Annotated in this window: 12 protein-coding genes; 9 read left to right on the top strand and 3 right to left on the bottom strand. The window is 64.3% G+C overall.

The window, feature by feature from the left end:
- Positions 1-1362 (top strand): TonB-dependent receptor (locus VH88_RS06805; protein ID WP_045810589.1); only part of this gene is annotated, 1362 nt, incomplete at its 5' end.
- Positions 1363-1470: 108 nt separating this feature from the next.
- Here VH88_RS06805 and VH88_RS15625 read toward each other — a convergent pair.
- Positions 1471-3678, bottom strand: a complete 2208-nt coding sequence (locus tag VH88_RS15625; protein ID WP_231576606.1) for a glycoside hydrolase family 88 protein — start codon at positions 3676-3678, stop codon at positions 1471-1473.
- A gap of 212 nt (positions 3679-3890) precedes the next feature.
- Here VH88_RS15625 and VH88_RS06795 point away from each other — a divergent pair, with 212 nt between their 5' ends.
- From VH88_RS06795 to VH88_RS06780, 4 genes are all read left to right on the top strand, one after another.
- Positions 3891-5288 carry a glycoside hydrolase family 28 protein gene (locus VH88_RS06795; protein ID WP_045810583.1) on the top strand — a complete coding sequence of 466 codons (1398 nt, stop codon included), beginning with the start codon at positions 3891-3893 and terminating at the stop codon, positions 5286-5288.
- A 28-nt stretch (positions 5289-5316) separates the two neighbouring features.
- Positions 5317-6624, top strand: coding sequence for a pectate lyase (pelA, locus tag VH88_RS06790; RefSeq protein ID WP_045810582.1), 1308 nt, complete (start codon positions 5317-5319; stop codon positions 6622-6624).
- Positions 6625-6806: 182 nt separating this feature from the next.
- Complete coding sequence (locus VH88_RS06785) at positions 6807-7232, top strand: DUF2231 domain-containing protein (protein WP_045810581.1); 426 nt, start codon at positions 6807-6809, stop codon at positions 7230-7232.
- On the top strand, positions 7229-8536 hold the full coding sequence (locus VH88_RS06780) for a sorbosone dehydrogenase family protein (protein WP_045810580.1): 1308 nt from the start codon (positions 7229-7231) through the stop codon (positions 8534-8536). Before VH88_RS06785 ends, VH88_RS06780 begins: the two co-directional genes overlap by 4 nt.
- 122 nt (positions 8537-8658) lie before the next feature.
- Here the strand turns inward: VH88_RS06780 and VH88_RS06775 are convergent, their stop codons facing one another.
- Together VH88_RS06775 and VH88_RS06770 are read right to left on the bottom strand one after the other, a co-directional pair.
- Complete coding sequence (locus VH88_RS06775; RefSeq protein ID WP_045810579.1) at positions 8659-9000, bottom strand: TonB family protein; 342 nt, start codon at positions 8998-9000, stop codon at positions 8659-8661.
- 110 nt (positions 9001-9110) lie between these two features.
- Positions 9111-9986: a LysR family transcriptional regulator gene (locus tag VH88_RS06770; RefSeq protein ID WP_045810578.1), complete on the bottom strand. Its 876-nt coding sequence runs from the start codon at positions 9984-9986 to the stop codon at positions 9111-9113.
- A gap of 114 nt (positions 9987-10100) precedes the next feature.
- On the opposite strand from VH88_RS06770, the gene VH88_RS06765 reads away from it, so the two are divergent.
- The 4 genes from VH88_RS06765 to mmsB all read left to right on the top strand — a co-directional run bounded on the left by VH88_RS06765 (position 10101) and on the right by mmsB (position 15038).
- Positions 10101-11603: a CoA-acylating methylmalonate-semialdehyde dehydrogenase gene (locus VH88_RS06765; RefSeq protein ID WP_039245273.1), complete on the top strand. Its 1503-nt coding sequence runs from the start codon at positions 10101-10103 to the stop codon at positions 11601-11603.
- A 321-nt stretch (positions 11604-11924) separates the two neighbouring features.
- Entirely contained in the window at positions 11925-13061 is a 1137-nt protein-coding gene (locus VH88_RS06760) for an isobutyryl-CoA dehydrogenase (RefSeq protein ID WP_045810577.1), read from the top strand.
- A complete protein-coding gene (locus VH88_RS06755) occupies positions 13058-14107 on the top strand; it encodes an enoyl-CoA hydratase/isomerase family protein (protein WP_045810576.1) in 1050 nt (349 codons plus the stop codon). The genes VH88_RS06760 and VH88_RS06755 overlap by 4 nt, the downstream gene beginning before the upstream one ends.
- A 28-nt stretch (positions 14108-14135) precedes the next feature.
- A complete protein-coding gene (gene mmsB, locus VH88_RS06750) occupies positions 14136-15038 on the top strand; it encodes a 3-hydroxyisobutyrate dehydrogenase (protein WP_039245264.1) in 903 nt (300 codons plus the stop codon).
- Positions 15039-15050: the final 12 nt, after the last annotated feature.

Raw genomic sequence — 15050 nt, 5'->3', positions numbered from 1 at the left:
CCACTTTTACGGGGGAAGATCACCTTCGCGCGCCCGAACAACGCCAACGGTTCGCCAGCACTGCCGGCGGGCACGAGCATGGCTTCGGTCACCAATCTGCTGAGCGGCTTCGGTCGCAATCTCGATCTGCCGTCGGGCGCTGCGAGCAGCTGGGTTCGGCCGGACTTGGCTGCGTTGCAGACAGTCTGGAATTACAACTGCAACTGCGACACGGGCGTAGCAGGCGGTGACTTCCGACTGATCGGCCTGAACGGCAATCCGTCCACCTATGGCAACTGGCGTGACGTGACCGAGACCGACACCGGCGCCTATGTGCAGGCCGATTGGGACACGGAAATCATGGGTGTGCCTTTCCGAGGCAACGTCGGCGTACGTCAGGTCAAGACCGAGGTCGACGCCTTGGGTCATTCCAACGTCGGTGGTGTTGCGACGCCGGTCCGGGGCGAGAACGAATATGACGACACCCTGCCGTCGCTAAACGTCTCGATCGAGCCGATGAAGGATCTGATCGTGCGCGTGGGCGCCGCCAAGGTCATGGCGCGACCGCCTGTCACCAGTCTGGTTCCGGTCTTCACGCTGAGCGCGGCCGGAGCGGCGACCAATACGGCCTCGCTGGGCAATGTCGAGCTGGAACCCTACCGGGCGACGACCTACGACCTGTCGGTTGAATATTACTTCGCGCCTGAAGCTCTGCTGTCCTTCGCCTACTTCTACAAGGACATCTCGACCTATGTGCAGACGACCACCGAACCGCTGTCGTACAGCCAACTGACGGCCTTGAACCCTGTGGCCTTCCCGTCAGGCGGTCGTCCTGCCGGCGACATCTATCAGTTCAGCACGCCTACCAACACGCCGGGCGGCCCGCTGAAAGGCTTCGAGATCAGCTATCAGCAGACCTTCTCCTTCCTGCCCAGCCTGCTGTCGAATATCGGTACGCAGCTGAACTACACGCACGTTGAATCCGAGATTCAGTATTGCGTCACCGCAACCTGCGCGGCCTTTGTGACGGCGGATCTGGTCAACCTGTCGCCAAACGCCTGGAACGCGACGCTGTATTATGACGACGGCAAGTTCAATGCGCGTGTGTCGGCGGCCTATCGCGACACCTATTTCCAGAACGTGCCGGGTTCAAACGGCGCCACGGGTCTGATCCCGTATCAGGGCAAGACCGAAACTACGACGATCGACGCTTCAGCATCCTATAACCTGACCGATAACCTCAGTGTTTCTGTCGAGGGGCTGAACCTGACCGACGAAGCCAACCGTCAGAACCACGGCGACATCGGCCTGCCGCGTGACAGCACCTATGTCTATCACCACACTGGCCGCCAGGTTTACATCGGCGCGCGGTATCGCTTCTGATCCCAACAGATCGGCGAGATAAGACAGGCGGCGTCGGTATAACCGGCACCGCCCTTCTTTTGACATCGGCCGAACCGCGCGACGCGGCGACAGAATTTCGCTTGCCGGCTAGTCGCCTTGGCGGAAATCGAACCTCTGGTTTGCGACGAAATCTTCCCAGGCGCTGCGCGTGGCGAAGTCCAGGCCGCGATCCCACGCCGATCCCATGTAGTAGGTGAACGACTGACCCGGCGTGACCCGCACCAGTATCAGATAGTTGTCGGCGTCTTCAGTGAAGCCCTCGACCGTTGCGGGATCAACCGCCAGGGCGATGCCAAGCGAGCCATGCTCGGGGTTTTCAGGCTCCCAGAACATCAGACGCCCGTGTGCGGCGTCGCGCGTGACGAAGCCTCGTCCGTTGTCGTTGCTGCGCTTCGAAATGCCGATCGCGACGATCAGCGGTGCGTCGGAGTTCGAGGTCAGAGTGGAGGTCATTCGCGTAAAGTTGGAGCCTAACGGAAGGCTGAACTCACGCCTTTCTGAAACCGTGCGCACGACGTCGACAGGCCAAGGCCGGTAGGTCACGCTGAACCGCGCCTCGTCGCCGCCGGTTTTCTCAATCTGGTAGGTGGAGAAGTTGCGACTGGTCCAGAGCTTGTTGTCGTACCAGATGCCCAGACCCCCGGCGCCTCTGCCGCGTCCCACGTCGTAATAATCCAGGCCTTCGCCGCGATCGACGTGATAGTTCGGGAACTTCAACTGGCGGTCCATGAAGGGATAGCGGACCCGTTTGGCCCACACATCGATGCCCGAGCCAGAGGGCGCCTCGCGCGCTTCAAGCGTGGGACCGTAAATGCGATGAGCGACGCGATCGTTTTCCCATAGCAGGTCATCCAAACGATCCGGCGCGAAGCGGGCGACCGCGCGCGGTCGCTGCTGGTCTTCCGGCGGCGGCTCCAGCGGTTCGATGGTCGAGGGTCGATTCAGAGCGGATGGATCGTAGGAGAACGCCGAGGTCGCACGCATTTCGGCGTCTCGACGTCGGATTTCTTCGGCGCCGACGACCGTCACGGGGGCGGGCGGGACAGGGGTGGTCGCAGCGATCACTTCGGCCGTGGCGCGCGTGGGTTCCGTTAATGGCAGAGAGCGAACTGGATCATTCAGAGACGCGACTTCCAGCCCGGCCAGAATATAGGTTCCTGAAGCATAGAGGCCGACGTCCTCAGGGTCGGTCGATACGGGCTGATCGCCGGTCCTCTGCGCCGCGCCCACCAGGCCGTTCGCAAGCACATGGCGGTTCAGCCCGGCCCAACCCTTCAACACGTGCGGCAGGTAGATGTCGCGATCCAGAAGGCCGTGATTGATCCCCCAGGCCAGAGCGTAGACATAAAAGACCGAGCCTGAGGTTTCAGCCTCGGGATAGGCTTCGGGATCCAGCAAGCTGGCGCGCCACAGTCCGTCTTCTTGTTGGAGACCTGCGATCCTGCCGGCCATCTTCTGGAAGAGGTCGACATAGAAGCCGCGCCCGGCCAAATCGGCAGGCACGGATTCCAGCCATCGCACCAAACCGCCCATGACCCAGCCATTGGCCCGCGACCAGTAGATGCGGTCGCCATCAGCGTCACGATGGTTCTCGTCCTTGAACCGTTCGTCGCGCAGAAAGAGTTTTTCGTCCTCCACCCACAGCCGCGCCGCTGTGCGTCGCCATTCCTTGTCTGCGGCGTTCAGATATTTCGGATCGCCTGTGATCGCGGTCATGCGGGCGAAGACCGGGGGCGCCATATAGAGCGCGTCGGCCCACCACCAGACCAGCGCCGGTGTGTCTTCCGCCCGGGCCAGATAGGGGACCTGCCAGTCCAGCCGCTGACGCAGCGGCATCAGCACGCCCTCCTGTCCACGACGCGCGTAGAGTTCTTCGTAGAGATCGCCGATCGCGATATCGTCGGCGTTCAGCATCGTCTTGCCCGAGCGCGCGCCCCGTACACTGTAGTTGTAGTGATCGGCCACGGCGCTCAAAAAGCGCAGGGTTCTCCTGTCGTCCGAGACGCGCGCAAGTCGCGAGGCGCCGACGTAAAAGGTGGCTGCGACCCAGTTCGACGACATCTGCGTCAGGTTGCTGCCCGTCGATAGAGCGAGCGGCTCGGCGGCCATGGCGGCGATTTGCGAGGAAGCAACATATTCGACAGCCGCCATCGTGCTCTCTCGAGACGGCACGCCTGCCACGTCGGTGTAAAGGGCGGGGCGATCGCGTTCAGCCAGCCATTCAGCCTCGACGCCCGGCGGCAAGGCTCCGGTCGTTTGCGCTAGAACGGGGCCGGACATGGCGGCCGAGCTCATCAGGACTGCTATCAGGCCAAGGCAGGGTCGGGTTGGCAGGGCCATGTTTCCTCCGGCGCTGCTCCGGGCGGCGCATGATGGTTGGTGGCCCACCTGGACAGCGAGCCGCAACGTAACCGGTGTCAAATTCTGACGATCAACTATCGGTATCTCTTGCCAGCCTTATATCGTCCACTATTGTGAGACGAAAGAACAGAATGTGGGAAATCTAGATGCGCGCCGATCGCCGCACGCTTCTGCAACTGGGTGTCGTCAGTGCCTTGACGCAAGCGACGCCGGCGTTTGCACAGTCGAGCCGTTCGCGCACCTTCGATGCGTCCGACTATGGCGCGATGGGCGACGGAGTGACCATCAACACGCGTCCTATTCAGGCCACCATCGACGCAGCGGCAGGGCAGGGCGGAGGGGTCGTGGTCCTGAAGCCCGGTCTGTATCTGTCAGGTTCGCTATCCGTGAAGTCGGGGGTGACCCTGTCGATCGAACGCGGCGCCACTCTGCGCGGCGTTCAGGATCTGGCCGCCTATCCGATGGTTCGCACGCGTGTTGCCGGCGTTGAGATGGACTGGCCCGCCGGCTTGCTGAATGTCTATCAGCAACAGAACGCCAAGATCACGGGCGAGGGTCTGGTCGATGGCGACGGCAAGCTCTTCTGGGACTCCTACTGGGCGCTGCGCCGCGATTATGATCCGCGCGACCTGCGATGGGCGGCTGACTACGACTGCCGCCGTCCGCGGTTGGTCCACGTTTACGATTCACAGCAGGTCGAGGTTTCCGGTCTGAATCTGGCGCGATCGGGCTTCTGGACCGTCCACGTCTGCTACTCGCGGGATGTGAAGGTCGCCGACCTGATCATCAGGAATAACATCGGCGGACGCGGACCTTCGACGGACGGCATCGACATCGACTCGTCGGAGCGGGTGTTGGTTGAGAGATGCGACCTGTCGGTCAACGACGACGCGATCTGCATCAAGGCCGGACGCGACTGGGACGGGCTGCGGGTAGCCCGGCCGTGCCGTCAGGTGAAGATTCGCGACTGCATCGTCCGTGACGCCCTGGCCGGGATGACCTTCGGATCGGAGACATCTGGCGGATTTGACGACATCGAAGTCTCTGGGCTGAGGATCGAGTATCCGGTGCCGCTGGGGATCTTCTTCAAATCAGGCCACACACGCGGCGGCGTGATCTCCAACATCCGCCTGCGCGACATCCATCTGCAGGACGTGCGCACATTGATGCAAGTGAACCTGAACTGGTACCCAAACTACAGCTACGCCCAGATCCCGCGCGGAATCGCGGACGTGCCGGATTACTGGCGCGCGCTCGCCACGCCCGTGCCGCGCGAACAGGGCATTCCCCGTATCCACGATGTTCGCCTGTCGAACATCAAGGCCGTCGGCGGCAAAGTCGGATTCGCCGCCGCCGCCTATCCCGAAGCGCCGCTGAAAGACTTCATTTTCGAACGGTTGGACTGGGATGTGCAGGATGCGGGCGCCATCGCCAATGCCGAGAACTGGCGCTTCCGCGATTGCAACATCGACACCCTGGACGGCCAAGGCCCCAAGGTGACCGCGTCGTCCGGCGTCACTGGGCTGCGATCCAGACAAGCATGAAAAACCAAAAATTGTGGGAGTTAGCGCGATGAAAATTCTATCCGCCTGTTCGATCCTGGCATTTGGCGTGGTCGCGCTTGTGGGGGGCGTTTCCGGCGTTGCTCAGGCTGAAGTCCTGCGGCTGAACACGCCGGCGGTGGGCCTGACCAGCGACAGGATCGGCGCCTTGCCCGACGCGGAGCGTGGTCCGTGGGCCGAGTATCTGGCACGCTCCCAGGCCCAGCATCTGGCCGACCGCGCTGCGCTCGCGGCCGAGCTTCCCGCTGGAGTGGCTCCGCCGCCGCCGCCCAAGGCCATCGGACCCGCACACTACAACATGCCGCTGGATCGGCCTGCCGACTGGTACGCCACGGCCGAAGCCCGGGCCGTCGCGGATGCGATCGTCAGTTTCCAGACCCCCGCCGGCGGATGGAGCAAAAACCAGGATCGCAGCATTGCGCGCCTGCCGGGTCAGCGGTTCTCCAACGACGCCGAAACCATGGAGCAGAACCCGGCGAACTTCGATGCGCCGGCGGATCGCTTCTGGACCTTCGTTGGCACGTTGGATAACGAGGCGACGTGGTCGGAAATGCGTTTCCTGGCCAAGGTCGCCGCCTACGCGCCGGGACGCGGCGGCGACGCCTGGCGCGCCAGCGTGATCCGAGGCGTGCGCTATTTGCTGAACGCGCAATATCCCAATGGCGGCTGGCCTCAGATCTGGCCGCTCGAAGGCGGCTTCCACGACTCAATCACATTCAATGACAATGCGGTGGCGAACGCGGCCATGCTGCTTCGTGATGTCGCCCATGGCGCTGAGGGCTTCGACTTCGTGCCGGCTGACTTGGAGACACAGGCGGCCGAGGCGACCCAAAAGGCGATCGAGGTGATCCTCGCGGCCCAGGTGCGTCAAGGGGATCGCCTGTTGGGCTGGCCGCAGCAGGTCGAGCCCATGCGGCTGGTGCCAACAAGCGCTCGGAACTACGAGCCGCGATCCATCGCAAGCGGCGAAACAACCGATATCCTGATCTTCCTGATGGGCGAGGAGAACCCGTCGCCGGAGATCAAGGCCGCCGTCCGCGGCGCCGCCGAATGGCTTGAGGCGGTGCGTGTCTATGACAAGTCATTCGAAATGACCGACGACGGACGCAAGCTGATCGACAAGGCCGGGGCGGGTCCGATCTGGTCTCGCAACTACGATCTGGTGACCGGGCGTCCGATCTTCGGCGACAAGGATCAGACCATCCACGACGATGTGAATGAAATCTCCGTCGGAAGACGCAACGGCTATTCCTGGTGGATATCTTCGCCGCAGAAGGCGTTGGACCTTTACGCCGCTTGGTCCAATCGGGTCGGGTAAAGCCGAGACGCTGATCGGCATTGTCGATGGGGGCTGACGGCGCATCAGCGACGCAATGTGTGGGGCGCCAAGCGAGAACGCTTTCTTCGCTCCGGCCCTGCAAGATCGGCGCGGCAAAAGCCGATGTGAACCATTTCCCGTTCAGACGGTTAGCCAAGCCAGACTTTACGGAGAGGGCTGGCATGAGCACCCATGGACTGAAGGATGCGGTCGTTCGACCGTTGCATTGGATACTGCTGGCGTTTCCGATCGCGCTATTCACCTTCGCCCTGTTCACCGACATCGCCTATCTGAAGACGGCGGAGGTCCAGTGGACGAACTTCTCGGCCTGGCTGATCACCGGAGCGCTGGTATTCGGCGGTGTCGCCGGCCTGTTTTCGATCTTCGATTTCGTCGTCGGCCTGCGCCACGGGCGGTCACGGCGGGCGACGGTGCATCTGGTCGCGCTTGCGCTGGCCTGGGTGTTGGGGCTGGTGAACGCCTTCAAACACAGCCAAGACGCGTGGAGCTCCGTCGGAGCCTTCGGTCTTATCCTTTCGATCCTCTGCACAATCCTGGTCCTGGTCGCTGGCTGGACCGCCTATGCCGCGCGGGAGAGCGTCCGATGAACAAGAACCTGCTCGCCGCCAGCGCCGCCACCCTGGCCATGGCCCTGACGGTCGCATCGTGCGGCAACGCCAGCGACCCGAAACTGAACCAGACCGGCGCGACGCCCGACCTGCCCAAAATCAACGAGACGCTGGTCCCGCCGATGAAGATCAGCCCGCCGGCAGGTTGGAACGGCGAGACGCCGACGGTGCCGCAAGGCTTTACGATCAGCGCCTTCGCCACCGATCTCAAAATCCCGCGTCAGATGCTTGTCCTGCCCAATGGCGATGTGCTGATCGCAGAGGGGCGCGGCGGCCATGCGCCCGCCATGCGGCCCAAGGATGTGATCGCCGGCGTCATCAAGAAGCAGGGCAACACCAAGATCAAAGGCGGCAATCGCATCACCCTGGTGCGCGACGCGAACAACGACGGCACGCCCGAATTGCGGACCGTTCTGGTGGACAACCTCGATGCGCCCTACGGCCTAGCCTATGTCGACGGCTATCTCTATGTCGCCGAACAGGGGGCGCTGGTTCGCTTCGCCTTCCAGCCGGGCCAGACCGGTATCGCCACGCCCGCCGAGCGGGTGACGGAGCTGCCGTCGCGCATCAACCACCACTGGACCAAGTCCCTGACCGCCAGCGCGGACGGGTCGAAGCTGTATGTCGGCACCGGCTCGAACTCCAATATCGGTGAGCGCGGCATGGCGGTCGAAGAAGAGCGCGCCACGGTGTGGGAGATCGACCGGGCGACTGGCGCACGGCGCACCATCGCCACCGGCATTCGCAATCCGACGGCCCTGGCCATCGAGCCCACGACCAATCTGTTGTGGTCGGTCGTCAATGAGCGGGATGAACTGGGGCCGCAACTGGTCCCGGATTATCTGACCCAAGTGCGGGACGGGGCCTTCTACGGCTGGCCCTACAGCTACTGGGGCCAGAACCGCGATCCGCGCGTGATGCCTCAGAATCCCGAGATGGTCGCCAAGGCCATTCGGCCAGATTACGCCTTGGGATCGCACGTCGCCGCCCTGGGCCTGGATTTCGCCCGCAATGGCGGTTTTGGCGGGTCGTTCGCCAACGGCGCCTTCATTGGCATGCACGGCAGTTGGAACCGCCAGGATCCGTCCGGCTACAAGGTCGTCTGGGTGCCGTTCAACGCCGGTCGTCCAGCGGGTCAGCCCGTCGATTTCGCCACGGGCTTCCTGAAGGACGGCAAGGCGCGCGGACGCCCGGTCGGCGTCGCGTTCGATGGCACCAAACGTGTCCTGTTCGTCGCCGACGACCTGTCGAATACGGTGTGGCGCATCGCGCCTGCGCGATAGGCCGGCTTTTCCCTCGTCCAGCAAGGGCGAGGGAAATCGTTCATGTCTTCGAGACCTAGCCGAATAAGAAAAGTCCCCGGCTGCAAGCAACCGGGGACCTTGCCTATGGGGAGAGCTTTGACTTACGGCGTGAAGTCGATGGTGCGTTCGAAGGGCGCATCGACCGGACGGCCGCGATCCATGATCGGCGTGACCTCGGCGCCGTTCATCAGGGCCAGGGCGGCTTCGCCAAAGCCCATGCCCGGACGGGTTTCTTCCAGCACGACGCAGTCGGTGACATGGCCCGACGCCAAGGCGGTGCAACGCAGGCGCACGCTGAAGCGGTCGGTGCTCTGGGCCTTCGGCGCGACGGCGCGTTCGATGGCGGGTTGAGGCGCGCTGTACAGGGCGGCGTCCTTAAGCAGCGGTCCAGTCGGGGCACCCATCAGGGCCGTCATTAATGTCAGGCTGAAGGTCAGTGTCATGGCAGGCCTCGTTCGTCTTCTATTAAGATTTGAACGAGATCTCCGTTCCCCGAACGTTCAAAAACGCGCAGGTGTGTGCGGCGAACCACACTTCGATTTCTCTGCTGACGTCAGAATGGCCTCAAGCTGGACTGTTGTTCCTGACACAGGGTCTTCAGCCACGAACGCACGGTGCGCAAACGTGCGGTGTCGTGAACGTCGCGGTGGGTGGCCAGCCAGAAGCGTCGCTCGATCAGGATCGATGGCAGCACGCGCACCAGACCCTCGGCCAGGAAGCACGGCAGGACGCCGACGCCGCCTCCCGCGGCGATGATCTCCCGCTGCGCCCGGATCGAAGATGAGGCGACGTGGGGCGCGAGGCCCGGCTGGACCTCGTCCAGATAGCGCAGCTCGGGCGCATAGATCAGATCGTCGATATAGCCGACGATGTCGAAGCGGCTCAGGTCGTCGACGGTCTTCGGAACGCCGTTGCGTTGCAGGTGATCGGGCGAGGCGTAGAGGGCCAGCTGATACGGCGTCAGCGGCTCGACGATCAGGCGTGCGGCATGCGGCGCGGCCAAGGTGATCGCCATGTCGACCTCTCGGCGCGTCGGCGACAGGAAGCCGGAAGTGGCCGCCAGCTCGATCCGGAGGCCCGGATGGGCCAGACGCAGCGCGGGCAGGGCGGGCGCCATCAGGGTGACGCCAAACCCCTCGGACGCGCTGACGCGCACGACGCCGGCGGGCGCGTCGGGCTGGGTCACGCGGTCGACGGCCTCCATCGCGCTTTCGGCCTCCAGACCGATATCGAGCAGTTGGGCGCCGGCGGCGGTCAGCTGAAGGCCGGTGGTCGAGCGGACGACCAAGGTGGATTTCAACGCGCTTTCCAGTCGGGCGACCCGACGCCCGACCGTGGCGGCGTCGACGCCCAGTCGCTGCGCCGCACCGCCCAGCGAGCCTGCGCGCGCGGCGGCGATGAAGATGCGCAGATCGTCCCAGTCATACATGTGTCAAACTTACTGCAAAAACGCAGAATGCTGCCTGCAACTTTGCATTATCGACAGGCGCGCAGCGGTGATAGCCATAGCCGCAACAGAAGAACCAACAGGGACACCCAGGCCATGCGCGACATTCGCCACTTCATCGATGGTGCGGCTTTCGACGGCGCGTCCGGACGCTTCAGCGACGTCTTCAATCCCAATACCGGGGATGTGCAGGCTCGCGTGCAACTGGCGACGACGGGCGAGGTCGATCGTGCGGTCCAGGCGGCGCAGAACGCCTTTGACGGTTGGGCCTCGACCAATCCTCAACGCCGCGCCCGCGTCATGTTCGACTTCAAACGCCTGGTCGAGGCGCGGATGGACGAACTGGCCGAGCTGCTGTCCAGCGAGCACGGCAAGGTCATCGCCGACTCCAAGGGCGACATCCAGCGTGGGCTTGAGGTGATCGAATTCGCCTGCGGCATCCCCCATGCGCTGAAGGGCGAGTACACCCAAGGCGCCGGTCCCGGCATTGACGTCTACTCGATGCGCCAGCCGCTGGGCGTGGTGGCGGGCATCACCCCCTTCAACTTCCCGGCCATGATCCCGATGTGGATGTTCGGCGTGGCCATCGCGGTGGGCAACACCTTCGTGCTGAAGCCGTCAGAGCGCGATCCGTCGGTGCCGGTGCGTCTGGCCGAACTGATGCTGGAAGCCGGAGCGCCGAACGGCGTGCTGAACGTGGTGCACGGCGACAAGACGGCGGTGGACGCCATCCTGACCCATCCGCTGGTCCATGCCGTCAGCTTCGTCGGCTCGTCCGACATCGCCCACTATGTCTATCAGACGGGCGCCGCCAACCATAAGCGCGTCCAGGCCATGGGCGGCGCCAAGAATCACGGCATCGTCCTGCCCGACGCCGACATGGATCAGGTGATCAAGGATCTGTCCGGCGCGGCCTATGGCTCGGCGGGCGAACGCTGCATGGCGCTGCCGGTCGTGGTGCCGGTCGGCAAGAAGACCGCCGACGAACTGCGCGAGCGGATGGTCGCCGAGATCCCCTCGATGCGGGTTGGCGTCTCGACCGATGCGGGCGCCCACTATGGCCCCGTCGTCACCGCCCAGCACCGCGAGCGTGTCGCGGGCTGGATCGAAAAGGGCGTGCAGGAAGGCGCCGAACTGGTCGTCGACGGCCGCGACTTCAGCCTGCAAGGTCACGAGAAGGGCTATTTCATCGGCCCGTCGCTGTTCGACCATGTGAAGCCCGAGATGTCCTCCTATCAGGAAGAAATTTTCGGTCCGGTGCTGCAGATCGTACGCGCCGAGACGTTCGAGGAGGCGCTGGCCCTGCCGTCGAACCACCAATACGGCAACGGCGTCGCCATCTTCACCCAGAACGGCCGCGCGGCGCGCGACTTCGCCGCCCGGGTCAATGTCGGCATGGTCGGGATCAATGTGCCGATCCCGGTGCCGGTCGCCTATCACACCTTCGGCGGCTGGAAGCGTTCGGCCTTCGGCGACATCAACCAGCACGGCATGGAGGGCGTCCGCTTCTGGACCAAGACCAAGACCGTGACGGCCCGCTGGCCGGACTCGGCGCTGGAGCATTCGGACAGCTCGTTCGTCATTCCGACGATGAGGTAGGGCGTGCGTTGGATCGTCCCGCTGCAACTCGTAACCTACGCTGCGATGTTGGTTGCCTTGGTTGGCTTCATTTTGGTCGTGGCGCCTTTGGAAGCGAGCGTTTTCGGGGGGATTTCTGTGCTGGCTTTTTGGGGGCTAGCTGAACTGAAATGTCCTCGCTGCGGGTTTCATCTCACGCGACGTGATACCCGTCCTCTCGTTTTTCCGAGCTTGGATCCATTGCCGGCCGAGTGCCCGAACTGTGGGCGGTCTCGGTTTGGCGTCTACCCGTTTCAACATAGGTTCCGGCCAGAACAGGTCTGATTTCATGGTGCTGACCCGATGAACTTCGCCCTTACCGCAGACCAGCGCGCCATTCAGGACGCCGCCCGCGCCTTCGCCGAGGCCGAACTGGCCCCGCACTCGGCACACTGGGACGAGAAGAAGCATTTCCCCGTCGATGTGATGAAACAGGCGGCCGAGATGGGCTTCTGCGGCATCTATACGGCGGAGGAACACGGCGGCATGGCCCTGGGCCGGGTCGAGGCGGCGGTGATTTTCGAAGAGCTGTCGCGCGGCGACGTGGCGACGGCGGCCTTCATCTCGATCCACAACATGGCGATGTGGATGATCGACCGGTTCGGGTCGGACGACCTGCGCGGCCGGTTCGTGCCGTCCCTGGTCGGGATGGAGAAGATCGCCTCCTATTGCCTGACCGAGCCGGGCTCCGGCTCTGACGCAGCGGCGCTGCGGACGACGGCCGTGCGCGACGGCGACCATTATGTGCTGAACGGCTCCAAAGCCTTCATCTCCGGCGCGGGCACGTCCGACGTCTATGTCGTCATGGTCCGCACGGGCGGCGAGGGGCCGAAGGGCGTCAGCGCGATCGTGGTCGAGGCCGGCACGCCCGGCCTGTCGTTCGGCGCGCAGGAAAGGAAGATGGGCTGGAACGCCCAACCGACCGCCATCGTCCAGTTCGACGACTGTCGCGTGCCGGTCGCCAACCTGCTGGGCCACGAGGGGGCGGGTTTCAAATACGCCATGGCCGGACTGGACGGCGGGCGGCTGAACATCGCCGCCTGTTCGCTGGGCGGGGCGCGGCTGGCGCTGGAGACGGCGCAGGACTACGTCGCTACCCGCAAACAGTTCGGCCGCCCGATCGGCGAGTTTCAGGCGCTGCAGTTCCGGCTGGCCGACATGGCCACGGAGCTGGAGGCGGCGCGACTGATGGTGCTGCGCGGCGCCTGGGCCATAGACACCGATCATCCGGAAAAGACGAAGTGGTGCGCCATGGCCAAGCGCCTGGCCACCGACGCCTGTTTCCAGATCGCCGATGAGGCCCTGCAACTGCACGGCGGCTATGGCTATCTGAAGGACTATCCGCTCGAAAGGATCGTGCGCGACCTGCGGGTCCACCGTATTCTGGAAGGCACCAACGAGATCATGCGGGTGATCATCGCGCGGGAGATGACCAAGTGAACGAGGCCGAGGTCGTCACTCGGATCGAAAACGGCGTTGGTCGCATCACCCTGAACCGACCCAAGGCGATCCATGCGCTGAACCGGGCGATGTGCGACGCGATGACGGAGGCGCTGCTGGCCTGGCGTTCGAATCCCTCCGTCTCCGCCATACTTATAGACCACGCCGGCGAGCGGGGTTTTTGCGCGGGCGGCGACATTCGCATGATCGCCGAAAGCGGTGCGGGCGATGCGTCGGAGGCCAAGGCCTTCTTCCTGGCCGAGTATCGGTTGAACCACCTGATGTTCGACTATCCAAAGCCGATCATCGCCATCGTGGACGGCATCGTCATGGGCGGCGGGGTCGGCATTTCCGAGCCGGCCGACATTCGTGTGGCCACCGAGCGCACCACCTACGCCATGCCCGAGACAGGGATCGGCCTGTTCCCCGACGTGGGCGGCGGCTGGTTCCTGCCGCGCCTGCCGGGCCAGACCGGCGTGTGGCTGGCGCTGACAGGCGCGCGGCTGAAGGCGGCGGATACGGTGGCCCTTGGCATCCACACGCACTTCGTGCCCGCGGATCGCGTCGATGCGTTGAAGGCCGATCTGATGCGCGAGCCCGCCGATCCGTCGTCGGTCGTGATGCGTCACGCGGGTGACGCCGGGCCTGCACCGCTGTCGGCCCACCGCGAGGCCATCGACCGGCTGTTCGCCTTCGATACGGTTGAAGAGATTTTCCAGGCGCTTGAGGCGGACGGCTCGGACTGGGCGCTGCAGCAGTTGGAAACCCTGAAGACCAAGTCGCCACAGTCGCTGAAGGTCTCACTGCGCCAGATCCGGACGGGCGCAACGCTGAACAGCTTCGCCGACAATATGGCGATGGAATACGCCCTGGGCGGCCGCGTGGTGCGCACCCACGACTTCCAGGAAGGCGTGCGGGCGGTGATCGTGGACAAGGACAATGCGCCGAAATGGTCCCCGGCGGACCTGTCGCGCGTTACCAACGAGACGCTGGATGCGCTGTTCGCGCCGTTGCCGGACAATGAAAAATGGACGCCGCTGGCCTGACCAAGGCGCCGACAAAGGGAGAGAGACCATGACCAAGATCGCCTTCATCGGCCTGGGCAATATGGGCGGCGGCATGGCTGCGAACCAGGCCAAGGCGGGCCATGCGGTCGCCGCCTTCGATTTGTCGGCGCAGGCGCTGGAACGGGCCGGAGCGGCAGGTTGCGTCGCGGTCGGATCGGTCGCTGAGGCGGTCAAGGACGCCGAGGTCGTGATCACCATGCTGCCCGCCGGGCCGCACGTGCTGAAGGTCTATTCCGAACAGATCATCGGCGCGGCGCCGTCAACCGCCCTGCTGCTCGACTGTTCGACCATCGACGTCGAAACCGCGCGCAAGGTCGCCGGTCTTGCCAAATCAGCCGGTTACGCCTTTGCCGACGCGCCCGTGTCAGGCGGCACGGCGGCGGCGGATGCGGGCACGCTGGCCTTCATGGTCGGCTGCGATGAGGGCGACTTCGCCCGCGTCGAGGCAGCGCTGGAGCCTATGAGCCGCATCACCATCCGCGCCGGCGATCATGGCGCGGGGCAGGCGGCCAAGATCTGCAACAACATGCTGCTCGGCATCTCCATGCTCGGCACGTGCGAGGCCATCGCCCTGGCCGAGAAACTGGGCCTGGATCCCGAACGGTTCTTCGAGATCGCGTCCAAGTCTTCGGGGCAGTGCTGGAGCGTGACCAGCTACTATCCCTGGCCGGGTCCGGTGCCGACCGCGCCGTCCAACCGCGACTATCAGGGCGGGTTCGCCACGGCCATGATGTTGAAGGACCTGAAGCTGGCCCAGGACGCAGCGGCGAAATCCGGCGCCTCGACGCCTCTGGGCGCACAGGCCGAGGCGCTTTACGCTCTGTTCGACGGGATCGGGCACGGCGGCCGCGATTTCTCCGCCATGCTGCAGATGCTGCGCGGCAAGCTGGATGAGCTTAACCCGGCATAGATTCGTCTTTCG

The organism is Brevundimonas sp. KM4 (assembly GCF_000964075.1).
Classification (GTDB): Bacteria; Pseudomonadota; Alphaproteobacteria; order Caulobacterales; family Caulobacteraceae; genus Brevundimonas; species Brevundimonas huaxiensis.
This window is presented reverse-complemented; position numbering and strand designations above follow the sequence as displayed.